The sequence below is a fragment of the Vibrio sp. Vb1980 genome (genome assembly GCF_033338615.1).
Taxonomy (GTDB): Bacteria; Pseudomonadota; Gammaproteobacteria; order Enterobacterales; family Vibrionaceae; genus Vibrio; species Vibrio alginolyticus.
Window position 1 is genome coordinate 1 of the sequence record NZ_JAWOSZ010000014.1, and the last position, 18,851, is coordinate 18,851.

At 45.5% G+C, this 18,851-nt stretch carries 18 protein-coding genes; 16 read left to right on the top strand and 2 right to left on the bottom strand.

Annotated elements, in window-relative coordinates:
• On the top strand, positions 1-198 hold a 198-nt coding region (locus R7F64_RS18270; protein WP_318071962.1), incomplete at its 5' end, for a hypothetical protein.
• Positions 199-211: 13 nt separating this feature from the next.
• On the opposite strand, the gene R7F64_RS18275 is transcribed toward R7F64_RS18270, so the two are convergent.
• Entirely contained in the window at positions 212-1,390 is a 1,179-nt protein-coding gene (locus tag R7F64_RS18275; RefSeq protein WP_213872124.1) for a 2-octaprenyl-3-methyl-6-methoxy-1,4-benzoquinol hydroxylase, read from the bottom strand.
• Positions 1,391-1,647: 257 nt separating this feature from the next.
• Here R7F64_RS18275 and miaB point away from each other — a divergent pair, with 257 nt between their 5' ends.
• The 5 genes from miaB (at position 1,648) to lnt (ending at position 7,266) form a co-directional block, all read left to right on the top strand.
• On the top strand, positions 1,648-3,072 hold the full coding sequence (miaB, locus tag R7F64_RS18280) for a tRNA (N6-isopentenyl adenosine(37)-C2)-methylthiotransferase MiaB (protein ID WP_005373038.1): 1,425 nt from the start codon (positions 1,648-1,650) through the stop codon (positions 3,070-3,072).
• Between the two features lie 73 nt (positions 3,073-3,145).
• Positions 3,146-4,243: a PhoH family protein gene (locus R7F64_RS18285; protein ID WP_005373033.1), complete on the top strand. Its 1,098-nt coding sequence runs from the start codon at positions 3,146-3,148 to the stop codon at positions 4,241-4,243.
• A gap of 2 nt (positions 4,244-4,245) precedes the next feature.
• A complete protein-coding gene (ybeY, locus tag R7F64_RS18290; RefSeq protein WP_005373030.1) occupies positions 4,246-4,710 on the top strand; it encodes an rRNA maturation RNase YbeY in 465 nt (154 codons plus the stop codon).
• A 105-nt stretch (positions 4,711-4,815) separates the two neighbouring features.
• Positions 4,816-5,715 (top strand): CNNM family magnesium/cobalt transport protein CorC, encoded by a 900-nt coding sequence (gene corC, locus R7F64_RS18295; RefSeq protein WP_005384118.1) that lies wholly within the window; start codon positions 4,816-4,818, stop codon positions 5,713-5,715.
• Positions 5,716-5,748: 33 nt separating this feature from the next.
• Positions 5,749-7,266 (top strand): apolipoprotein N-acyltransferase, encoded by a 1,518-nt coding sequence (lnt, locus tag R7F64_RS18300; RefSeq protein ID WP_258635343.1) that lies wholly within the window; start codon positions 5,749-5,751, stop codon positions 7,264-7,266.
• Positions 7,267-7,350: 84 nt separating this feature from the next.
• On the opposite strand, the gene R7F64_RS18305 is transcribed toward lnt, so the two are convergent.
• Complete coding sequence (locus R7F64_RS18305) at positions 7,351-7,821, bottom strand: zinc ribbon-containing protein (RefSeq protein ID WP_005373024.1); 471 nt, start codon at positions 7,819-7,821, stop codon at positions 7,351-7,353.
• A gap of 153 nt (positions 7,822-7,974) precedes the next feature.
• Between R7F64_RS18305 and leuS the strand changes: the two genes are divergently transcribed.
• The 10 genes from leuS (at position 7,975) to ybeD (ending at position 18,707) form a co-directional block, all read left to right on the top strand.
• Positions 7,975-10,548, top strand: a complete 2,574-nt coding sequence (gene leuS / locus R7F64_RS18310; protein ID WP_005384121.1) for a leucine--tRNA ligase — start codon at positions 7,975-7,977, stop codon at positions 10,546-10,548.
• Positions 10,549-10,700: 152 nt separating this feature from the next.
• Positions 10,701-11,240, top strand: coding sequence for an LPS assembly lipoprotein LptE (gene lptE, locus R7F64_RS18315; protein ID WP_005384122.1), 540 nt, complete (start codon positions 10,701-10,703; stop codon positions 11,238-11,240).
• A gap of 5 nt (positions 11,241-11,245) precedes the next feature.
• The gene (holA, locus tag R7F64_RS18320) at positions 11,246-12,265 is read left to right on the top strand and encodes a DNA polymerase III subunit delta (RefSeq protein WP_158157285.1); all 1,020 of its coding nucleotides are present in this window, start codon (positions 11,246-11,248) and stop codon (positions 12,263-12,265) included.
• 88 nt (positions 12,266-12,353) lie between these two features.
• Positions 12,354-12,671, top strand: a complete 318-nt coding sequence (gene rsfS / locus R7F64_RS18325) for a ribosome silencing factor (RefSeq protein WP_005373015.1) — start codon at positions 12,354-12,356, stop codon at positions 12,669-12,671.
• Positions 12,672-12,675: 4 nt separating this feature from the next.
• Positions 12,676-13,146 (top strand): 23S rRNA (pseudouridine(1915)-N(3))-methyltransferase RlmH, encoded by a 471-nt coding sequence (gene rlmH / locus R7F64_RS18330; RefSeq protein ID WP_017821762.1) that lies wholly within the window; start codon positions 12,676-12,678, stop codon positions 13,144-13,146.
• A 29-nt stretch (positions 13,147-13,175) separates the two neighbouring features.
• A complete protein-coding gene (gene mrdA, locus R7F64_RS18335; RefSeq protein WP_042521231.1) occupies positions 13,176-15,092 on the top strand; it encodes a penicillin-binding protein 2 in 1,917 nt (638 codons plus the stop codon).
• On the top strand, positions 15,092-16,213 hold the full coding sequence (gene rodA / locus R7F64_RS18340) for a rod shape-determining protein RodA (RefSeq protein ID WP_318071963.1): 1,122 nt from the start codon (positions 15,092-15,094) through the stop codon (positions 16,211-16,213). Before mrdA ends, rodA begins: the two co-directional genes overlap by 1 nt.
• Positions 16,214-16,215: 2 nt before the next feature.
• Positions 16,216-17,019, top strand: coding sequence for a septal ring lytic transglycosylase RlpA family protein (locus R7F64_RS18345; RefSeq protein WP_017635670.1), 804 nt, complete (start codon positions 16,216-16,218; stop codon positions 17,017-17,019).
• A 91-nt stretch (positions 17,020-17,110) separates the two neighbouring features.
• Positions 17,111-18,289: a serine hydrolase gene (locus R7F64_RS18350; protein WP_005384132.1), complete on the top strand. Its 1,179-nt coding sequence runs from the start codon at positions 17,111-17,113 to the stop codon at positions 18,287-18,289.
• A gap of 139 nt (positions 18,290-18,428) precedes the next feature.
• On the top strand, positions 18,429-18,707 hold the full coding sequence (ybeD, locus tag R7F64_RS18355) for a DUF493 family protein YbeD (protein WP_005384135.1): 279 nt from the start codon (positions 18,429-18,431) through the stop codon (positions 18,705-18,707).
• Positions 18,708-18,851: the final 144 nt, after the last annotated feature.

Consider the following 18,851-nt stretch of genomic DNA (forward strand, 5'->3'; position numbering starts at 1 on the left):
GCGGAATTGGTAGACGCACCAGATTTAGGTTCTGGCGCCGCAAGGTGTGAGAGTTCAAGTCTCTCCTTCCGCACCATTATCGGAAAACCCAGCATGACTTTGCTGGGTTTTTTCTTTTTTTGGTTCTGGACTCGGGAAATCATTAGATTTGCCGAATTAAAAAAGCGAGCTCATGGCTCGCTTTTTTTCTATCTGTGATTTGAGTAGCTTACTACATACCTAACGCGTATTTCAGTACTTGAGCCTTAATTGGCCCTGAGTTTTCAGCAAGCTTCAATGCAGCATTACGTACGAACTTCAATGGCCATAGATCGTTGCTAAAACCTTTATAGAAAAAGTCCATGCCCGTCTGCATGAGTAAGTTGTCAGGTCGACGTGCGCGTTCGTATTTCGCGAGTAAGGTATCTTCCAGCTTTTCTTGTTGTTCTGTTACCGAAAGGAGAACGTCTACATCTTTGAAGCCTAAGTTTACCCCTTGCCCTGCAAGCGGGTTGATCGTATGGGCAGAGTCACCCACTAACACGCAATTTTTGCTTGAGTAGCTTTGCGCATGACGACGAGTGAGTGGGAATGAGCCAAACTGTAAAACTTCAATATCGCCTAATTCAGCAGGGAAATGACGTAAAATTTCTTCTCTTAGTTGAGGTTTACCCATCGCACACAGTTGTTTAATACGTTTAGGCGAGTCATACCAAACCAAAGAACCTTGGCCTACTACTTGACCATCGTCGTTACTCAAAGAGCACAGAGGTAAAAATGAACGTGGGCCTGAAGGTGTAAATTGTTGCCAAGTAATATCTTGCTGAGGCAATTCTGTTTTCACATTAATCAACATGCAGTGTTGTCGGTAATCCCACGCAGTTACACCAATTCCAGCCAATTGACGAACTTTAGAGTTTGCACCATCAGCACCAATCACCCAGTTAGCTTCAAACTGCGCCCCACTTTCTAGTGTCACAAGATTTACATCTGCAAACTCAATGGCTTTTAATCGCTCAGGACACATCACGGTTAGATTTTCATACTGAGAGAAGACTTGCCAAAGACCTAATTGGATTAGGCGGTTTTCAACGATGTAACCTAGCTGATCCAATGACAATTCATCAGAGTGAAAACGAGTACGGCACTCTGGGTGCTCCCAAGTTTCTAAGCGCCGATAAGGACAAACTCGCATGCTCTTGATCTCTGACCATGCTCCGAGTGAATCAAGTAACTCCACCGACTGGTGCGAGATTGCAGATACACGAATATCCATCGCCTGAGCGGCATCAAAAACTTTAGGTTTTGTACCTTCGACCAAGACAACGCTTCTGCCCTGCTTGGCAAATCCAACAGCGACGGCTGCCCCGACCATACCGCCACCGATCACGGCGATGTCATACTTGTTCATTTTTCACTCTTCATCGTGCTGATTAATTGGCGTTTTTTATTGTACTTTCCATGGCTACTTTTACAAAATTGTTTAACAAAAAACCTTGTTCAGCATAGGGCGAAAAACTAGATTTCATCAGGCTTTGCAGAGAATTAGCTAGATCACTAGTCAGGTGCTTTTTAAAGCAGTACAATACGCCGCTTACCGCCGTGATGGCGGCTATAATTTGAGCAATAGCTCTCCGATTTAAGTACAACTGAACGAGCGAAAGTGAGATGAGTAAGAAACTGCTAATTAAAACCTGGGGCTGCCAGATGAACGAATACGATTCATCAAAAATGGCCGACCTGCTTAATGCTGCAAACGGCTACGAGCTGACGGAAGAGCCAGAGGAAGCAGACGTACTTCTACTTAACACCTGTTCGATCCGTGAAAAAGCGCAAGAGAAAGTTTTCCACCAGCTAGGCCGCTGGAAAACACTAAAAGATAAAAAACCTGGCGTAGTTATCGGTGTAGGTGGTTGTGTAGCAACGCAAGAAGGTGACCATATTCGTGAACGTGCACCATACGTTGACGTTATTTTTGGCCCACAAACTTTGCACCGCCTACCTGAGATGATCAAACAATCTCAGTCCGATGATGCACCAGTTATGGACATTTCGTTCCCAGAGATCGAAAAATTCGACCGCCTACCTGAACCTCGCGCTGAAGGTGCGACAGCATTCGTTTCTATTATGGAAGGCTGCTCTAAGTACTGTACTTACTGTGTCGTACCGTACACTCGTGGTGAAGAAGTAAGCCGTCCAATGGATGACGTACTGTTCGAAATCGCCCAACTTGCTGAACAAGGCGTACGTGAAGTAAACCTTCTGGGTCAAAACGTAAACGCGTACCGTGGTCCTATGCACGATGGTGAGATCTGTTCATTTGCAGAACTGCTTCGTTTGGTTGCGTCTATCGATGGTATCGACCGTATTCGTTTCACGACGAGCCACCCGTTAGAATTCACAGACGACATCATCGCAGTATACGAAGATACGCCAGAACTTGTGAGCTTCCTGCACTTACCTGTGCAAAGTGGTAGTGACCGTATCCTAACGATGATGAAACGCCCTCACACCGCTATCGAATACAAATCGATCATCCGTAAACTGCGTAAAGCTCGTCCTGATATCCAAATCAGTTCAGACTTTATTGTTGGTTTCCCTGGTGAGACAGACAAAGACTTCCAAGACACCATGAAGCTAATCAAAGATGTAGACTTTGACATGAGCTTCAGCTTTATTTTCTCTCCACGTCCAGGTACGCCAGCAGCGGATTACCCTTGTGATGTGTCAGAACAAGTGAAGAAAGAGCGCCTTTACGAACTACAGCAAACTATCAATGCTCAAGCGATGCGTTACTCTCGCTTAATGCTTGGCACAGAACAACGTGTTCTAGTTGAAGGTCCTTCGAAGAAAAACCTAATGGAACTACGCGCTCGTACAGAAAACAACCGTGTAGTAAACTTTGAAGGTAGTGCAGACCTAATTGGTCAGTTCGTTGATGTGAAGATCGTAGACGTATTTGCAAACTCACTGCGTGGTGAGCTAGTACGTACTGAAAAAGACATGGATCTTCGTAGTGTGATTTCCCCAACGCAGATGATGGCGAAAACACGTCGCGAAGATGAGCTGGGTGTAGCTACTTTTACGCCGTAAGCTCGTATAAATAGCCATAGAGAGCCTGGTCGTTATCAGGCTCTCACTAAGTGGCAAAAAATGAGAGGCAACATTGAGCAATAAAATCGTAACTCTAGAAATTAACCTAGAACCTTCAGACAACCGCCGACTAGCTAGCCTGTGCGGTCCATTCGATGACAACATCAAGCATTTAGAACGTCGTCTAGGCGTTGAAATTAACCACCGTAGTGACCACTTTACGATTGTCGGTAAACCTCATACCGCATCAGCTGCGCTGGATATCCTGAAAACTCTATATGTTGATACCGCACCTGTACGAGGTGAGATCCCAGATATTGAGCCTGAGCAAATCCATCTAGCGATCAAAGAGTCTGGTGTTCTTGAGCAGAATACTGAGTCTAACATCGAGCATGGTAAAGAAGTCTTCGTCAAAACCAAGAAAGGTGTGATCAAACCACGTACGCCAAACCAAGCGCAGTACTTGGTTAACATGGTCACGCATGATATTTCTTTTGGTATTGGCCCGGCTGGTACAGGTAAAACCTACCTTGCTGTAGCAGCAGCTGTTGACGCACTAGAGCGCCAAGAGATCCGCCGTATTCTACTTACTCGTCCAGCGGTTGAAGCTGGTGAGAAATTGGGCTTCCTGCCTGGTGATTTAAGCCAGAAAGTCGACCCATACCTACGTCCGCTATACGACGCCCTATTTGAAATGCTGGGCTTTGAGCGCGTAGAGAAGCTGATTGAACGTAACGTGATTGAGGTTGCTCCTCTTGCTTACATGCGTGGTCGTACTCTAAACGACGCCTTCATCATTCTTGATGAGAGTCAGAACACCACTGTTGAGCAGATGAAGATGTTCCTAACGCGTATTGGTTTTAACTCTCGCGCGGTTATCACTGGTGATGTCACGCAGATTGACTTACCTCGTGGTGCGAAATCGGGTCTTCGTCATGCTATTGAAGTACTAAGCGAAGTTGACGACATCAGCTTTAACTTCTTCTTAGCCGACGACGTTGTACGTCACCCTGTGGTTGCTCGTATCGTTAACGCGTACGAGAAGTGGGAAGCACAAGACCAGAAAGAGCGTAAAGAGTTCGAGAAACGCCGTCGTGAAGAACGCGATGCGAAGTTACTAGAAGCAGCAAAAGCCGAACTGAATGCACAAGTTGCTTCAACTAAGGAATAATCATGGCGATTGAACTTGATCTGCAACTGGCAGTCGAAAATGAAGAAGGTCTGCCTTCGCAGCAAGATTTCCAATTGTGGCTAGATAAGACAATCCCTCTCTTCCAGCCACAAGCCGAAGTCACCATTCGTATTGTTGATGAACAAGAAAGTCATACGCTCAACCATGAGTATCGCGGCAAAGATAAACCAACTAATGTGTTGTCGTTTCCATTTGAAGCACCTCCTGGTATGGAAATAGATTTACTTGGTGATTTGATTATTTGCCGCCAAGTTGTTGAAAAAGAGGCGGTTGAACAGAGCAAGCCTCTGCTAGCACATTGGGCGCATATGGTTGTACATGGCAGCTTGCATCTGCTAGGTTATGATCATATAGAGGATGACGAAGCCGAAGAGATGGAGTCCCTCGAAACCGAAATCATGCAAGGTATGGGTTATGAAGATCCTTACATTGCTGAAAAAGAGTAGCTATTGGCCACTCGACAGGGAAAGGCGAACCACCTAAATGACTCTCGTGTTCGCCTCTCTATGTGTGCTATCACACTTCTGATAGCGTTACTTAATTGAGAAACAATGAACGAAGATAATTCTCCCTCTTCTAACGAAGATAAGAAAGAAAAGGCAGAAGGTCCGAGTAGAAAGTCCTTCTTTGAACGTCTAGGTCAACTATTTCAGGGCGAACCAAAAGATCGCCAAGAGCTTGTGGATGTTATCCGCGACTCTGAAGTTAACGACCTGATTGACCATGACACTCGCGATATGCTTGAAGGTGTTATGGAAATCTCCGAAATGCGTGTGCGTGACATTATGATCCCGCGTTCGCAAATGGTTACAGTTGAGCGTACTCACGACCTTGATACCTTGGTTGCTTTGATTACCGATGCTCAACACTCTCGCTACCCTGTGATCAGCGAAGATAAAGACCATGTGGAAGGCATACTTCTAGCGAAGGACTTACTTAAATACTTAGGCTCAGGCAGTAATCCATTTGATATCGAAGAAGTCATTCGACCAGCGGTTGTAGTACCGGAAAGTAAACGCGTTGATCGACTGCTGAAAGAATTCCGTGAAGAACGTTATCATATGGCCATTGTTGTCGATGAATTCGGTGGTGTTTCTGGTCTTGTGACCATTGAAGATATCCTTGAGGAAATCGTCGGGGATATTGAAGATGAATTCGATGAAAGTGAAGAGACGGACATTCGTAAGCTGAGCAAGCATACGTTTGCTGTCAGAGCGCTGACAACCATCGAAGAGTTTAATGAGACATTCGGAACCAACTTCAGCGATGAGGAAGTTGATACCGTTGGTGGTATGGTCATGACTGCCTTTGGTCACTTACCTTCTCGTGGTGAACTGGTTGAAATTGAAGGCTACAACTTCAAAGTCACCGCTGCCGATAACCGTCGTGTCATTCAACTCCAAGTGACGATCCCAGACGAAGAAACCCTGGTTGAAGCCACTCAAGAGTAACGCGATACCCATTGGGAATCTCAGAAAATTACAATGATGAATGAACTCTTTCATCGCCTTAAGCGGCCCTTAGTGGCCGCTTTTGTTGGCGCCTCTACTACACTCGCTTTCGCTCCTTACCAGCTGTGGCCTATTGCCATTCTTAGCCCTGCAATTCTACTGATTCTTCTTGCTAACCAAACTCCGAAACGCGCACTATGGATTGGTTATGCTTGGGGGTTAGGTCAATTTGCAACTGGCGTTAGCTGGGTTTACGTCAGTATCTCCGGTTTTGGCGGTATGCCGCTCATTGCCAATTTATTTTTAATGGGCTTGCTTGTTGCCTACTTGGCTGTTTATTCAGGCTTATTTGCTTGGCTCAACAACAAGCTGTTTCCTCAATTTACGCTCACAAAAGCACTTCTCGCTGCACCTGCTTTATGGCTGATCAGTGATTGGTTGCGTGGTTGGGTGATGACTGGCTTCCCTTGGTTATGGCTAGGCTATAGCCAGATAGATGCTCCACTCGCAAGCTTTGCACCAATTGGCGGCGTAGAACTGCTTACTCTATTTATCCTTATCAGCGCAGGGGCGTTAGCCTATGCATGGATTCATAAGCAGTGGCTGATGGTGATTATCCCTGCGGTGCTACTCAGTACTGGCTTTGGGATTCGCAACTACGATTGGGTAACACCCCGACCAGAAGACACGACTAAGCTCGCACTAATTCAAGGTAACGTAGACCAAAACCTAAAGTGGCTACCAAGTCAACGCTGGCCAACCATCATGAAGTACGCTGACTTAACTCGTGAAAACTGGGATGCTGACATTATCGTTTGGCCAGAAGCAGCAATTCCCGCTTTTGAAATTGAAGTGCCTTCATTTTTGAGCAATATCGACAGCGCTGCAAAAATGAATAACAGCGCAATCATCACCGGTGTCGTCAACCAAGCTGAAGATCGACAGTTCTACAACAGTATTCTGTCCCTAGGCATCACACCATACGGTGACTACAGCTTCGATTTAAGCGAACGTTACCATAAGCATCACCTACTACCATTTGGTGAGTTTGTACCATTTGAAGATATTTTGCGCCCATTAGCGCCATTCTTTAACCTACCGATGTCGTCGTTTAGCCGTGGGGCTTTTGTGCAGCCAAACATCGTTGCGAATGGCATGCACATGGCACCAGCGCTTTGCTATGAGATCATCTTTAATGAGCAAGTGCGTCAAAATGTGACTGACGAAACAGACTTCATTCTAACGCTTTCAAATGATGCATGGTTTGGTCACTCTATCGGTCCTCTTCAGCATATGGAGATCGCCCGTATGCGTGCCTTAGAGTTAGGTAAACCGCTCATCCGCTCGACTAACAACGGATTAACAGCGGTAACCGATCACAAAGGTAAAATCGTTGAGCAAGTACCGCAGTTTGAAACTGCAGTACTGCGCGCAGAGCTCACCCCAACCGATGGGAAAACGCCATATCGAATCGTTGGTACTTGGCCATTGTATATTTGGATAGGGTTAAGTTTAGCTCTGGCTTTCGGTTTAAGAAGAAAACAGAGCTGATAACAGCTTGAAAGTAGAAAAGACAAAAAAGAGGCGACTAAGCCTCTTTTTTATTCATTGCATTATACAGTCGTTACTCGCCATTTATGGTTTTAATGACTGGCGAGTAAAGCCTTTGTGACCACATTTAATACACGGAATGATTACAGTTGGGTGGTTATACGTTGTCTTGTGACCACACTCATCACAGACCAAAGTGCCTAAGCCTATCACCTCTCCTGCTTCATATAGCCCTTGATGCTCTAAGTCATCGAACAACTCAACCCACTCAACTTTAGTTCGGTCTGTAATCTCTAACAACCCTTGCCATATCGAGTCCGCAATCGTTAAGTAAAACGGGCCGCTTTTACTGTCCTCGTAACTCTCTGAAAACTCTTTTAAGTCTGCTTTAAGGTACGCTTTGATTAAAGCCAACTCATCTTTGGTCAAGTCATTAGCAGCATCCACCACTTTGCCCGACGTCTCAATCGCTTTGTTAACTTCTTCCGGACTGTGCTTCAAGGTTTCAATCACATCCTCGAGCATTTCCTCATAACCTGTTTTACGTTTAGGCATAACTGACCTCCATCTTTCTCCTACCTGCGTCACTTAAGGGCGCATGGGTACAGATTGGCTATTGTTGTGATCCCTAGCTTTAGGTATTCTATGACGATCTATTTAAGTCTGTTCTAACCGAACTCACAAATTCCAAGATAACGGATACCATCGATGCAAGAACAATACAACCCACAAGATATTGAACAAAAAGTTCAAAAGCACTGGGATGACAACAAAACCTTTGTTGTAAGTGAAGACCCAAATAAAGAAAAATTCTACTGTCTGTCCATGTTCCCATACCCAAGTGGTCGACTGCACATGGGTCACGTGCGCAACTACACTATCGGTGATGTAGTATCTCGTTTCCAACGCCTACAAGGCAAAAACGTGATGCAACCAATCGGTTGGGACGCATTCGGTCTACCTGCAGAAAACGCAGCAGTAAAAAACAAAACTGCGCCAGCACCTTGGACTTACGAAAACATCGAATACATGAAGAACCAACTTAAGCTTCTAGGCTTTGGTTACGATTGGAACCGTGAATTCGCAACATGTACACCGGAGTACTACCGCTGGGAACAAGAGTTCTTCACTAAACTTTACGAGAAAGGTTTAGTTTACAAAAAGACTTCTTCTGTTAACTGGTGTCCTAACGACCAAACTGTTCTTGCAAACGAGCAGGTTGAAGACGGTTGTTGCTGGCGTTGTGATACGCCTGTAGAGCAAAAAGAAATCCCTCAATGGTTCATCAAAATCACTGAATACGCTCAAGAGCTACTAGACGACCTAGACAAGCTTGAAGGTTGGCCTGAAATGGTGAAAACCATGCAGCGCAACTGGATTGGCCGCTCTGAAGGTGTTGAACTGAAGTTTGAAGTTAAGGGTCAACAAGACCTAGAAGTTTACACAACACGTCCAGATACGCTAATGGGTGTGACTTACGTGGGTATCGCAGCCGGCCACCCTCTTGCAGCTCTTGCAGCAGAGAACAATCCAGAGCTTGCAGCGTTTATCGACGAATGTAAGAACAACAAGGTTGCAGAAGCTGAGCTAGCGACAATGGAGAAGAAAGGTATGGCAACTGGCCTTACTGCGATTCATCCATTGAACGGCCGCGAAGTACCAGTATACGTAGCAAACTTCGTTCTGATGGACTACGGTACAGGCGCGGTAATGGCTGTACCTGCGCACGACCAACGTGACTACGAGTTCGCAACGAAGTACGGTCTAGACATCGTGCCAGTTATCAAGCCTGCTGATGGCAGCGAGCTAGACATCTCTGAAGCAGCATACACTGAGAAAGGTGTACTGTTCGATTCAGGTGAATTCGATGGCCTAGAATTCCAAGCGGCATTCGACGCAATCGCAGCGAAGCTAGAAGCAGAGGGCAAAGGCACTAAGACTGTAAACTTCCGTCTACGCGACTGGGGTGTATCTCGTCAACGTTACTGGGGCGCACCAATCCCAATGGTAACGACTGAAGACGGTGAAGTTCACCCAGTACCTGCTGACCAACTACCAGTGATTCTTCCAGAAGACGTGGTAATGGACGGCGTAACCAGCCCAATCAAAGCAGACAAAGAGTGGGCGAAGACAACCTTTAACGGCGAACCTGCTCTACGTGAGACAGATACGTTCGATACGTTCATGGAATCTTCTTGGTACTACGCGCGTTACTGTTCACCACAAGCGGACGACATCCTAGACCCAGAAAAAGCAAACTACTGGCTACCAGTAGATCAGTACATCGGTGGTATCGAGCACGCTTGTATGCACCTACTGTACTCACGCTTCTTCCACAAACTACTGCGCGATGCGGGTTACGTAACTTCTGACGAACCGTTCAAGCAACTACTGTGTCAAGGCATGGTACTGGCTGATGCGTTCTACTTCGAGAACGAGAAAGGCGGCAAAGAGTGGGTAGCTCCAACAGACGTAGCCGTTGAACGTGATGGTAAAGGCCGCATTACTTCTGCTAAAGACACTGAAGGTCGTGATGTAACGCACTCGGGCATGATCAAGATGTCTAAGTCTAAGAACAACGGTATCGACCCTCAAGAAATGGTAGACAAGTACGGCGCTGACACAGTACGCCTATTCATGATGTTCGCGTCTCCAGCGGACATGACACTTGAATGGCAAGAGTCTGGCGTAGAAGGTGCGAACCGCTTCCTAAAACGTGTTTGGAAACTAGTTAAAGAGCACACAGCGAAAGGCGCAGCAGAAGCAGTAGATACCTCAGCGCTTTCTGGTGATCAAAAAGCACTTCGCCGCGACGTTCACAAGACTATCGCGAAAGTGACGGACGATATCGCTCGTCGTCAAACATTCAACACCGCGATCGCTGCGATCATGGAGCTGATGAACAAACTAGCGAAAGCGCCTCAAGAATCTGCGCAAGATCGTGCAATCCTTGACGAAGCACTGAAAGCTATTGTTGTCATGCTTTACCCTATCACTCCGCATATCTCATACGAGCTATGGGCAGCACTAGGTGAAACAGACATTGATAACGCGGCATGGCCGACGTTTGACGAAAAAGCGCTAGTTGAAGACGAAAAAACTATCGTTGTTCAAGTTAACGGTAAGCTACGTGCGAAGCTAACAGTCCCAGCTGATATCTCTAAAGACGATATCGAACAGCTTGGTCTAAACGACGAAAACGTGGTTAAGTTCACTGATGGCCTGACTATTCGTAAAGTCATTTACGTTCCAGGTAAACTGCTGAACATCGTTGCAAACTAATCACAGCTGTCAATTTGTCTCTGTGTAGCGAACTTATTTGTTAACCAAGAGTCATTAAACAGGGTAGTTAGCTACCCTGTTTATTTACCTCAAACCATTCACATGAGTGGTTTAAGGTAAATAACCCCTTCAATTTAGGATGAATACAATCAATGCGCTTTTTCTCTTTGATTAAACTACCAGTGGTATTGGTATTAGCGGGGCTTCTTTCTGCCTGTGGTTTTCACCTTCGCGGCGAGTATTCCGTACCGGAAGAGCTGCACACTATGTCTTTCTCCAGCTACGATGAATACAGTGAATTAACTCGCTATGTTCGCTCTCAACTCGAACTGAACAAAGTTGAACTTGTTCAACCATCATCGACGGTACCCAACCTTCATTTGACGGAAGCGACAATCGATGAGCGTACACTATCGCTTTATCAAAATAGCCGTGCAGCAGAAAAAGAGCTGACATACGTAGTAAAATACCGTGTGACAATTCCTGGCTATGGTTCTAAAAACTTTACGACAACAGTAAACCGCAACTACCTAGACAACCCATTGACCGCACTTGCAAAATCTGTTGAGCGTGACGTAATTGAAGACGAGATGCGCTTGCAAGCTGCAAAACAGATGATGCGCCAGTTGGGCCGTATTCGTGCCGAATATGAAGCAGGACAAATCTCTGAGCCAGCGAACAAAAACTCTTAGTCACTATGCGAATTTATGCCGATAAGCTAACGGATCATTTAACTAAACAAGTTAAACAGGTTTACTTAATCTTTGGTAATGAGCCGTTACTGATTCAAGAAAGCCGCCAAGCAATCCAAAAGGCAGCGTTTCAGCAAGGTTTTGAGGAAAAACACCGTTTTGCGGTGGATGCTAGCATCGTCTGGAACCAAGTTTACGACTGTTTCCAAGCGATGAGCCTGTTTTCAAACCGTCAATTGATTGAGCTTGAAATTCCTGAAAGTGGCGTAACAACCGCCGTCAGCAAAGAGCTGCAAACACTGTGTGATATGCTTCATGATGACATCATGCTCGTCATTGTTGGTAGCAAACTGACCAAAGCCCAAGAAAATGCGAAATGGTTCAAAGTATTAAGCTCAAAAGGCGATTGGGTAAGCTGCTTGTCGCCAGACCTTCAACGCCTACCTATGTTCATTCAGACACGTTGCCGCACGTTGGGACTAAAACCCGATCAGCAATCACTGCAAATGTTGGCTCAATGGCATGAAGGTAACCTATTTGCATTGACACAAAGCTTAGAGAAATTGGCCCTACTCTACCCGGATGGTGAGCTTACCATCATACGTTTAGAGGAAGCCCTAAGTCGCCATAACCACTTCACTACCTTTAACTGGATCGACGCCTTACTGGCAGGTAAAGCAAACCGTGCACAACGTATTCTTCGCCAACTTGAGGCGGAAGGGATTGAGACCGTGATCTTGATTCGAAGTGTACAAAAAGAGTTGAGCCAACTTTTAAATATGCATCAAGACTTAAGTCAAATGGGAATGAACCAGGTATTTGAGAAATATCGAGTTTGGCAAAATAAGCGTCCACTCTATAACGCAGCACTGACCCGCTTATCAGCGAGTCGTATTTGTGCATTGCTCTCCTTATTGGCTCAAGCCGAGATAAAAGCCAAAACTCAGTATGACGAGTCTGTATGGCCAACTATTCATCAGTTGAGCTTAGAAACCTGCTCTCCTGATATTAAGCTGGCAATTTAAAAATCAAAGCGTGATATAGTGCGCGACCTGTTTTGCAAGCAAGAATGTAAAACACTGTAGAGATAAGAGACAAACCGAGGAAAACCGAGTGCTTCGCGAAGAACTGAAAGACTTTTTAGCTGATAAAGCCGACGACATGAAAGCGGAAGACATTATCGTCCTAAATGTGGAAGATAAATCAAGCGTGACAGATTACATGATCATCTGTACTGGTACATCCAAACGCCACGTTTCATCCATCGCTGACCATGTTGCAACAGAAGTGAAAAAAGCCGGTCTTGAGCCACTAGGAATGGAAGGTGAAAACGAAGGTGAATGGGTAGTCCTAGATATGGGCGACGCCATGCTTCACGTGATGCAAGAAGAGCACCGCGAACTCTACCAGCTAGAAAAACTCTGGGGTTAATCTTTTGAAAATTCAACTAATTGCTGTTGGCACAAAAATGCCAAAATGGGTTGAGGAAGGCTTTCAAGAATATCGTCGCCGTTTCCCGCATGATATGCCGTTGGAGTTGATTGAAATCTCTGCTGGCAAGCGTGGTAAGAATGCCGATATCGCTCGCATCCTGCAAAAAGAAGGAGAAGCGATGCTCGCGGCGGTACCAAAAGGCAACCGTATCGTCACGTTAGATATCCCAGGTAAAAAATGGGACACTCCTCAACTCGCTGAGCAGTTAGAAGCTTGGAAATTAGATGGCCGTGATGTATCAATATTAATCGGCGGTCCTGAAGGACTCGCTCCTGCATGCAAAGCTGCAGCAGACCAAAGCTGGTCATTATCTGCCTTAACGCTACCCCACCCTCTAGTGCGTATCGTAATGGCAGAAAGCTTATACCGAGCGTGGAGCATCACCGCTAACCACCCTTATCATCGCGAATAATCGTTGTTTAACTTTAGAGCCAAGCGTTAATGATTCGTAAACGCCGCAGTCAAATCCGAGATTATCAAGCCGAAGCGCGTCTGTTTGCCAGCCGCGCTATTGTTGCTTTTATCGGCATTGTTGTCTTGATGGGAGCTCTGGTTGCCAACATGTACAACATTCAGGTGAACCAGTTTCAAGACTATCAAACCCGCTCGAACGATAACCGCATCAAAGTAGTGCCTATCGCGCCTAACCGAGGTCTAATTTATGACCGAAATGGCGTTTTACTGGCAGAGAACCGTCCCGTCTTTAACTTAGAACTGACCCCAGAAAAAATTAAAGACATTGATGCAACCATCCAAGAATTACAAACTATTCTGGAAATTACACCAGACCAGATTGAACGTTTCCACCACGAGCGTAAACGGACTCGTCGATTTAAATCGGTCCCACTGCTTACCCAACTGAACGAAAAACAAGTAGCGGTATTCTCCGTCAATCAGTACCGCTTTCCAGGTGTGGAAATAAGTGCGACCTTAAAGCGCTACTACCCTTTCAGCGAAGTCTTAACCCACGTGATTGGGTATGTTTCTCGAATCAATGATCGCGACATGCAGCGCCTGATCCGAGAAGAAAAAGACGCAAACTATCAAGCCACTCGCGACATTGGTAAGCTGGGTATTGAAAAATACTACGAAGACCTCTTACACGGTACAGCCGGATATCAAGAAGTCGAGGTAAACAGCCGCGGCCGAGTAATTCGTACCTTAAAGTACGTTCCACCTGTACCCGGAAAAGACATCGTTTTAAACCTTGATATCAACTTGCAGTTGTACGTACACCAATTGTTGGACGGCCGCCGAGGCAGTGCTGTAGTAATCGATCCTAGAGACAACGGCGTACTGGCTATGGTTTCAAGCCCTAGCTACGATCCTAACTCGTTCGTGCACGGAATCTCAGGTAAAGACTATCGCGCCCTTTTGAACGATAAAAACCGTCCTTTGGTCAACCGCACTACACTTGGCATTTACCCCCCTGCGTCTACCATCAAACCATTTATGGCGGTAGCCGCGCTGCAAGAAGGTGTCGTCACACCTAACACCACGCGAAATGATCCTGGTTATTGGCGCATACCAAACTCCAACACTCGCCCATTCCGTGACTGGTTGCGTTGGGGGCACGGACGCGTCGATATCATTAAGTCGATCGAAGAGTCTGTTGATACCTTCTACTATCAAATCGCTTATGACATGGGTATTGACCGTATTTCGAATTGGATGATGATGTTTGGCTTTGGTGATTACACTGGCATCGATATCTACGAAGAAAGTAAGGCGAATATGCCGACTCGTGACTGGAAAATGTCTCGCCATAAAACCCCATGGTATAAAGGTGATACGATCCCTGTGGGTATCGGCCAAGGATATTGGACAGCAACACCAATGCAAATCGCCAAAGCAACCTCCGTATTAGTAAACGAGGGAGAAGTGATCGCACCTCACTTGCTCAAAGCGACGATAGAAAATGGTAACGACTTCGAAGAGCAAAAAACGACAGAATACGTGACTTACCCACCAATCAAGAATGTGCCTAAAAAGTACTGGGATATGGCGAAAGAAGGCATGCGTCGGGTAAACCATGGCACGCGCGGAACAGCTCGCCGCTCATTCTACAAAATGAATTATGAAACAGCGGGTAAATCAGGTACTGCACAGGTCTTCGGTCTGGGTGAAAACGAAGAATACAACGCCGATGAGATCGCCGAGCACTTACGTGACCATGCGTTATTTACTGGCTTTGCACCATTTGATGATCCTAAAGTGGTCGTCACTGTAGTACTAGAAAATGCCGGTGGTGGTTCTAGTAACGGTGCCCCAGTAGTAAGGAAAATTTTTGACCGAGTCGTTCTTGGTCCAGAAGAAATTGAGCCTGAAAACAATGCGAAGAAAGAGGTAAAACAGTAATGAAGATGGATCCCTCTACAGGTAAAAATCGCGCCCTGTTTGAACGCTTCCATATCGACTTACCACTCCTACTTGGCATACTGGCCCTGATGGGGTTTGGCCTGGTGATCATGTACAGCGCCAGTGGCCAAAGTTTACTGATGATGGATCGCCAAGCCATGCGAATGGTGCTTTCACTCGTTGTGATGCTCGTCCTTGCACAGCTTTCTCCACGAACTTACGAAAGCTTGGCACCTTTGATGTTCGTTGCTGGCGTTATACTGCTTTTCGGCGTGCTGTTTTTCGGTGAAGCATCGAAAGGCGCGCAGCGTTGGCTTAACCTCGGTTTTGTGCGCTTTCAACCGTCAGAGCTATTGAAGCTCGCAGTGCCATTAATGGTGGCTCGCTATGTCGGTAGACAGCCCCTTCCACCAACGCTAAAAACACTCATTGTTGCACTGATTATGGTCTGCTTACCAACCATTCTCATTGCAAAGCAGCCTGACTTAGGTACCTCGATCCTGATCGCCGCTTCCGGTATTTTTGTTATCTTCCTCGCCGGCATTAGCTGGAAAATCATCGCTGGTGCTGCGATTGCATTAGGTGGTTTCATTCCAATTCTGTGGTTTTTCTTGATGCGAGAGTATCAAAAAGTGCGAGTTCGTACTCTATTTAACCCGGAGTCTGATCCGCTAGGAGCGGGCTACCACATTATTCAGAGTAAAATTGCGATTGGCTCCGGCGGTATTTCCGGCAAAGGTTGGTTGCAAGGTACGCAGTCACAACTAGAATTTCTTCCTGAACGACACACTGACTTTATCTTTGCAGTAATTGCTGAAGAATGGGGTATGATTGGCTTCCTTTGCCTTTTAGCCATCTATCTATTTATTATTGGACGAGGTTTATATCTCGCCAGCCAAGCGCAAACCGCGTTTGGACGAATGATGGCAGGCAGTATTGTACTCAGCTTCTTCGTGTATATTTTTGTAAATATTGGCATGGTAAGTGGCATCCTACCTGTAGTAGGTGTACCGTTGCCACTCATCAGTTATGGCGGCACATCAATGGTAACCTTGATGGCTGGTTTTGGTATTCTGATGTCGATTCATACGCACCGAAAAGCATTCTCTAAGGCGACCTAGACATGCAAAAACGCGCTTTATATTCCTTGGTTTTCTCTGCTCTTATTTTGGCAGGCTGTTCATCAACTAGCCAAAAAGAACAAGAAGGCCGTTACGAACTCGAATCCGATGTTGCACCGGATACACCGCTTTCAGTCGAACACATCGAGGATGCGCATCCTAAATATGAACCGTACAGCCTAGGTGGGAACAAAGATTACCACTTGCGTGGCAAAGACTACAAAATAGTTCGCAATGCGAAAGGCTTTAAAGAAAAAGGCCGAGCATCTTGGTATGGGAAAAAATTCCAAGGTCATTTGACTTCTAATGGCGAAATCTATGACATGTACTCAATGACGGCAGCGCATAAAACGCTACCGTTACCAAGTTACGTAAAAGTTACCAATACTGACAACGGCAAAACCACCATAGTACGAGTTAATGACCGAGGTCCTTTTCACGATGGCCGTATCATTGATTTAAGCTATGCCGCCGCGCACAAGTTAGATGTCATAAAAACAGGCACCGCGAACGTGGAAATTGAAGTGATCAGTATCAATCAGCCCACGGATAAAAAGTCATTAGAAGCGCACCCTAGGTACGTTATTCAAGTGGCATCATCAAAAAATGAAGAACGCGCGCGAACTTTAGGTACCGAGCTTGGTCAAAAATTGGATACAGAAACTTTCCTAGAGAGTGCGAAAGAGTCTTATCGCTTGTTGTTAGGGCCATTTACTGACTATTCCCTGACGCAAGCCACATTAGATAAAGTAAAGTTGCTCGGCTATTCGTCTGCATTTATTAAAAAACACAACACTGCCAAATGACCTCGTGTCATGAATTTCTCTTTGATCCCCCTCTTACATAACTAGGGATTCTGATAAGATGTCTGCAGTTAACCCAAAAATTTGAATTACCATGAATAAAAATAAGTTTGTGAAATCTATTCTCGTTTCTTCGGTTGCCCTTTCTGCAACTTTCGCTCAATCTGCTCTTGCATCACCTATCGTTGTTCCAGATGCCCCTCAAATCGCGGCGAAGGGCTACGTGCTGATGGATTACCATTCAGGTAAAGTACTGGCAGAGAAAGAGATGAACACAAAATTGTCTCCAGCTAGTCTGACTAAGATGATGACCAGCTATGTAATCGGCCAAGAGCTAGCGCGTGGTAATATCTCAGAAGATGATGATGTCACCATCAGTAAAAATGCGTGGGCGAAAAACTTCCCTGATTCATCAAAGATGTTCATTGAAGTAGGCACAACAGTTAAAGTACGTGACCTGAACCGAGGTATCATCGTCCAGTCAGGTAACGATGCCTGTGTTGCGATGGCAGAACATATTGCAGGTTCAGAAGATGCATTTGTTGACCTAATGAACGCTTGGGCCAACACATTGGGTATGACTAACTCGCACTTTGCCAACGTTCATGGCTTAGATAACGCAGAATTGTACTCAACACCATACGACATGGCACTGCTAGGTAAAGCACTTATCCGTGACGTACCAAATGAGTACCGAGTGTACTCAGAGAAGAAATTTACTTACAACGGCATCACCCAATACAACCGTAACGGTCTACTTTGGGATAAGAGCATGAACGTTGACGGCATCAAAACGGGTCACACAAGTAATGCGGGTTACAGCCTAGTAAGTTCAGCAACTGAAGGTCAAATGCGCTTGGTTGCGGTCGTTATGGGTACTAAAGATGCCAATGCTCGTAAGTCAGAAAGCAAAAAGCTGCTAAGCTACGGCTTCCGTTTCTTCGAAACAGTGGCACCGCACAAAGCAGGTGAAACGTTCGTAGAAGAAAAAGTGTGGATGGGTAACAAAGACACCGTAGCACTGGGTCTTGACCAAGATACTTACGTAACACTACCGCGTGGTGAAGCGAAAAACTTAAAAGCAAGCTTCGTCCTTGAAAAAGAGCTAGAAGCCCCAATTAATAAAGGTGATGTAGTTGGTAAGCTATACTATCAGATCGATGGTGAAGATATTGCCGAGTACCCACTAATGGCACTAGAAACCGTAGAGCAAGGTAGTCTATTTAGCCGCATGTGGGATTACATCGTATTGTTATTCAAGAGCTTCTTCTAAAAAGAACGTTAGAGTAGCAAACTTATTCGCAAAGCCGCCTGAATGGGCGGCTTTTTAAGTTTGAGCTCCTCGTCTTGAGTTCCCCCTAATTTGACTGTACTATTTCGCACCGCAACGAATATCTACTGGAGTTATCGATATGCTAACCATCAACTCTGATGCAAAATTAAAAGACCTGCTTGAGTTCCCTTGTTCATTTACTTACAAGGTAATGGGTCATGCAAAGCCTGAACTTCCAGAGCTTGTTCTTGAAGTTATTCAGCGCCATGCTCCAGGTGACTACAGCCCGACCGTTAAACCAAGTGCTAAGGGCAACTACCACTCTGTGTCAATCAACATTACTGCAACCTCTATCGAGCAGGTTGAGACACTGTACAAAGAGTTAGGTGAAATTGACATCGTACGCATGGTTCTATAATTTTTTGATAGATTAAATTTTTTTTGAAAGCAGCTTTGGCTGCTTTCTTTTTATTTATCAAAGAGATAACGAGGCTTTACATCGCTTTCAGTTAAAAATCTGTTACGCAGCGGTAGAGCATCAGGGTTATCCGGTTTATAATCC

Bases quoted from the DNA above. Each gene is read 5' to 3' on its own strand.
- ybeY (WP_005373030.1), top strand. From the start codon at position 4,246: ATGGCGATTGAACTTGATCTGCAACTGGCAGTCGAAAATGAAGAAGGT.
- holA (WP_158157285.1), top strand. From the start codon at position 11,246: ATGCGAATTTATGCCGATAAGCTAACGGATCATTTAACTAAACAAGTT.
- R7F64_RS18345 (WP_017635670.1), top strand. From the start codon at position 16,216: ATGCAAAAACGCGCTTTATATTCCTTGGTTTTCTCTGCTCTTATTTTG.
- ybeD (WP_005384135.1), top strand. From the start codon at position 18,429: ATGCTAACCATCAACTCTGATGCAAAATTAAAAGACCTGCTTGAGTTC.
- R7F64_RS18305 (WP_005373024.1), bottom strand. From the start codon at position 7,821: ATGCCTAAACGTAAAACAGGTTATGAGGAAATGCTCGAGGATGTGATT.
- lptE (WP_005384122.1), top strand. From the start codon at position 10,701: ATGCGCTTTTTCTCTTTGATTAAACTACCAGTGGTATTGGTATTAGCG.
- rodA (WP_318071963.1), top strand. From the start codon at position 15,092: ATGAAGATGGATCCCTCTACAGGTAAAAATCGCGCCCTGTTTGAACGC.
- miaB (WP_005373038.1), top strand. From the start codon at position 1,648: ATGAGTAAGAAACTGCTAATTAAAACCTGGGGCTGCCAGATGAACGAA.
- R7F64_RS18275 (WP_213872124.1), bottom strand. From the start codon at position 1,390: ATGAACAAGTATGACATCGCCGTGATCGGTGGCGGTATGGTCGGGGCA.
- mrdA (WP_042521231.1), top strand. From the start codon at position 13,176: ATGATTCGTAAACGCCGCAGTCAAATCCGAGATTATCAAGCCGAAGCG.
- leuS (WP_005384121.1), top strand. From the start codon at position 7,975: ATGCAAGAACAATACAACCCACAAGATATTGAACAAAAAGTTCAAAAG.
- R7F64_RS18350 (WP_005384132.1), top strand. From the start codon at position 17,111: ATGAATAAAAATAAGTTTGTGAAATCTATTCTCGTTTCTTCGGTTGCC.
- corC (WP_005384118.1), top strand. From the start codon at position 4,816: ATGAACGAAGATAATTCTCCCTCTTCTAACGAAGATAAGAAAGAAAAG.
- lnt (WP_258635343.1), top strand. From the start codon at position 5,749: ATGATGAATGAACTCTTTCATCGCCTTAAGCGGCCCTTAGTGGCCGCT.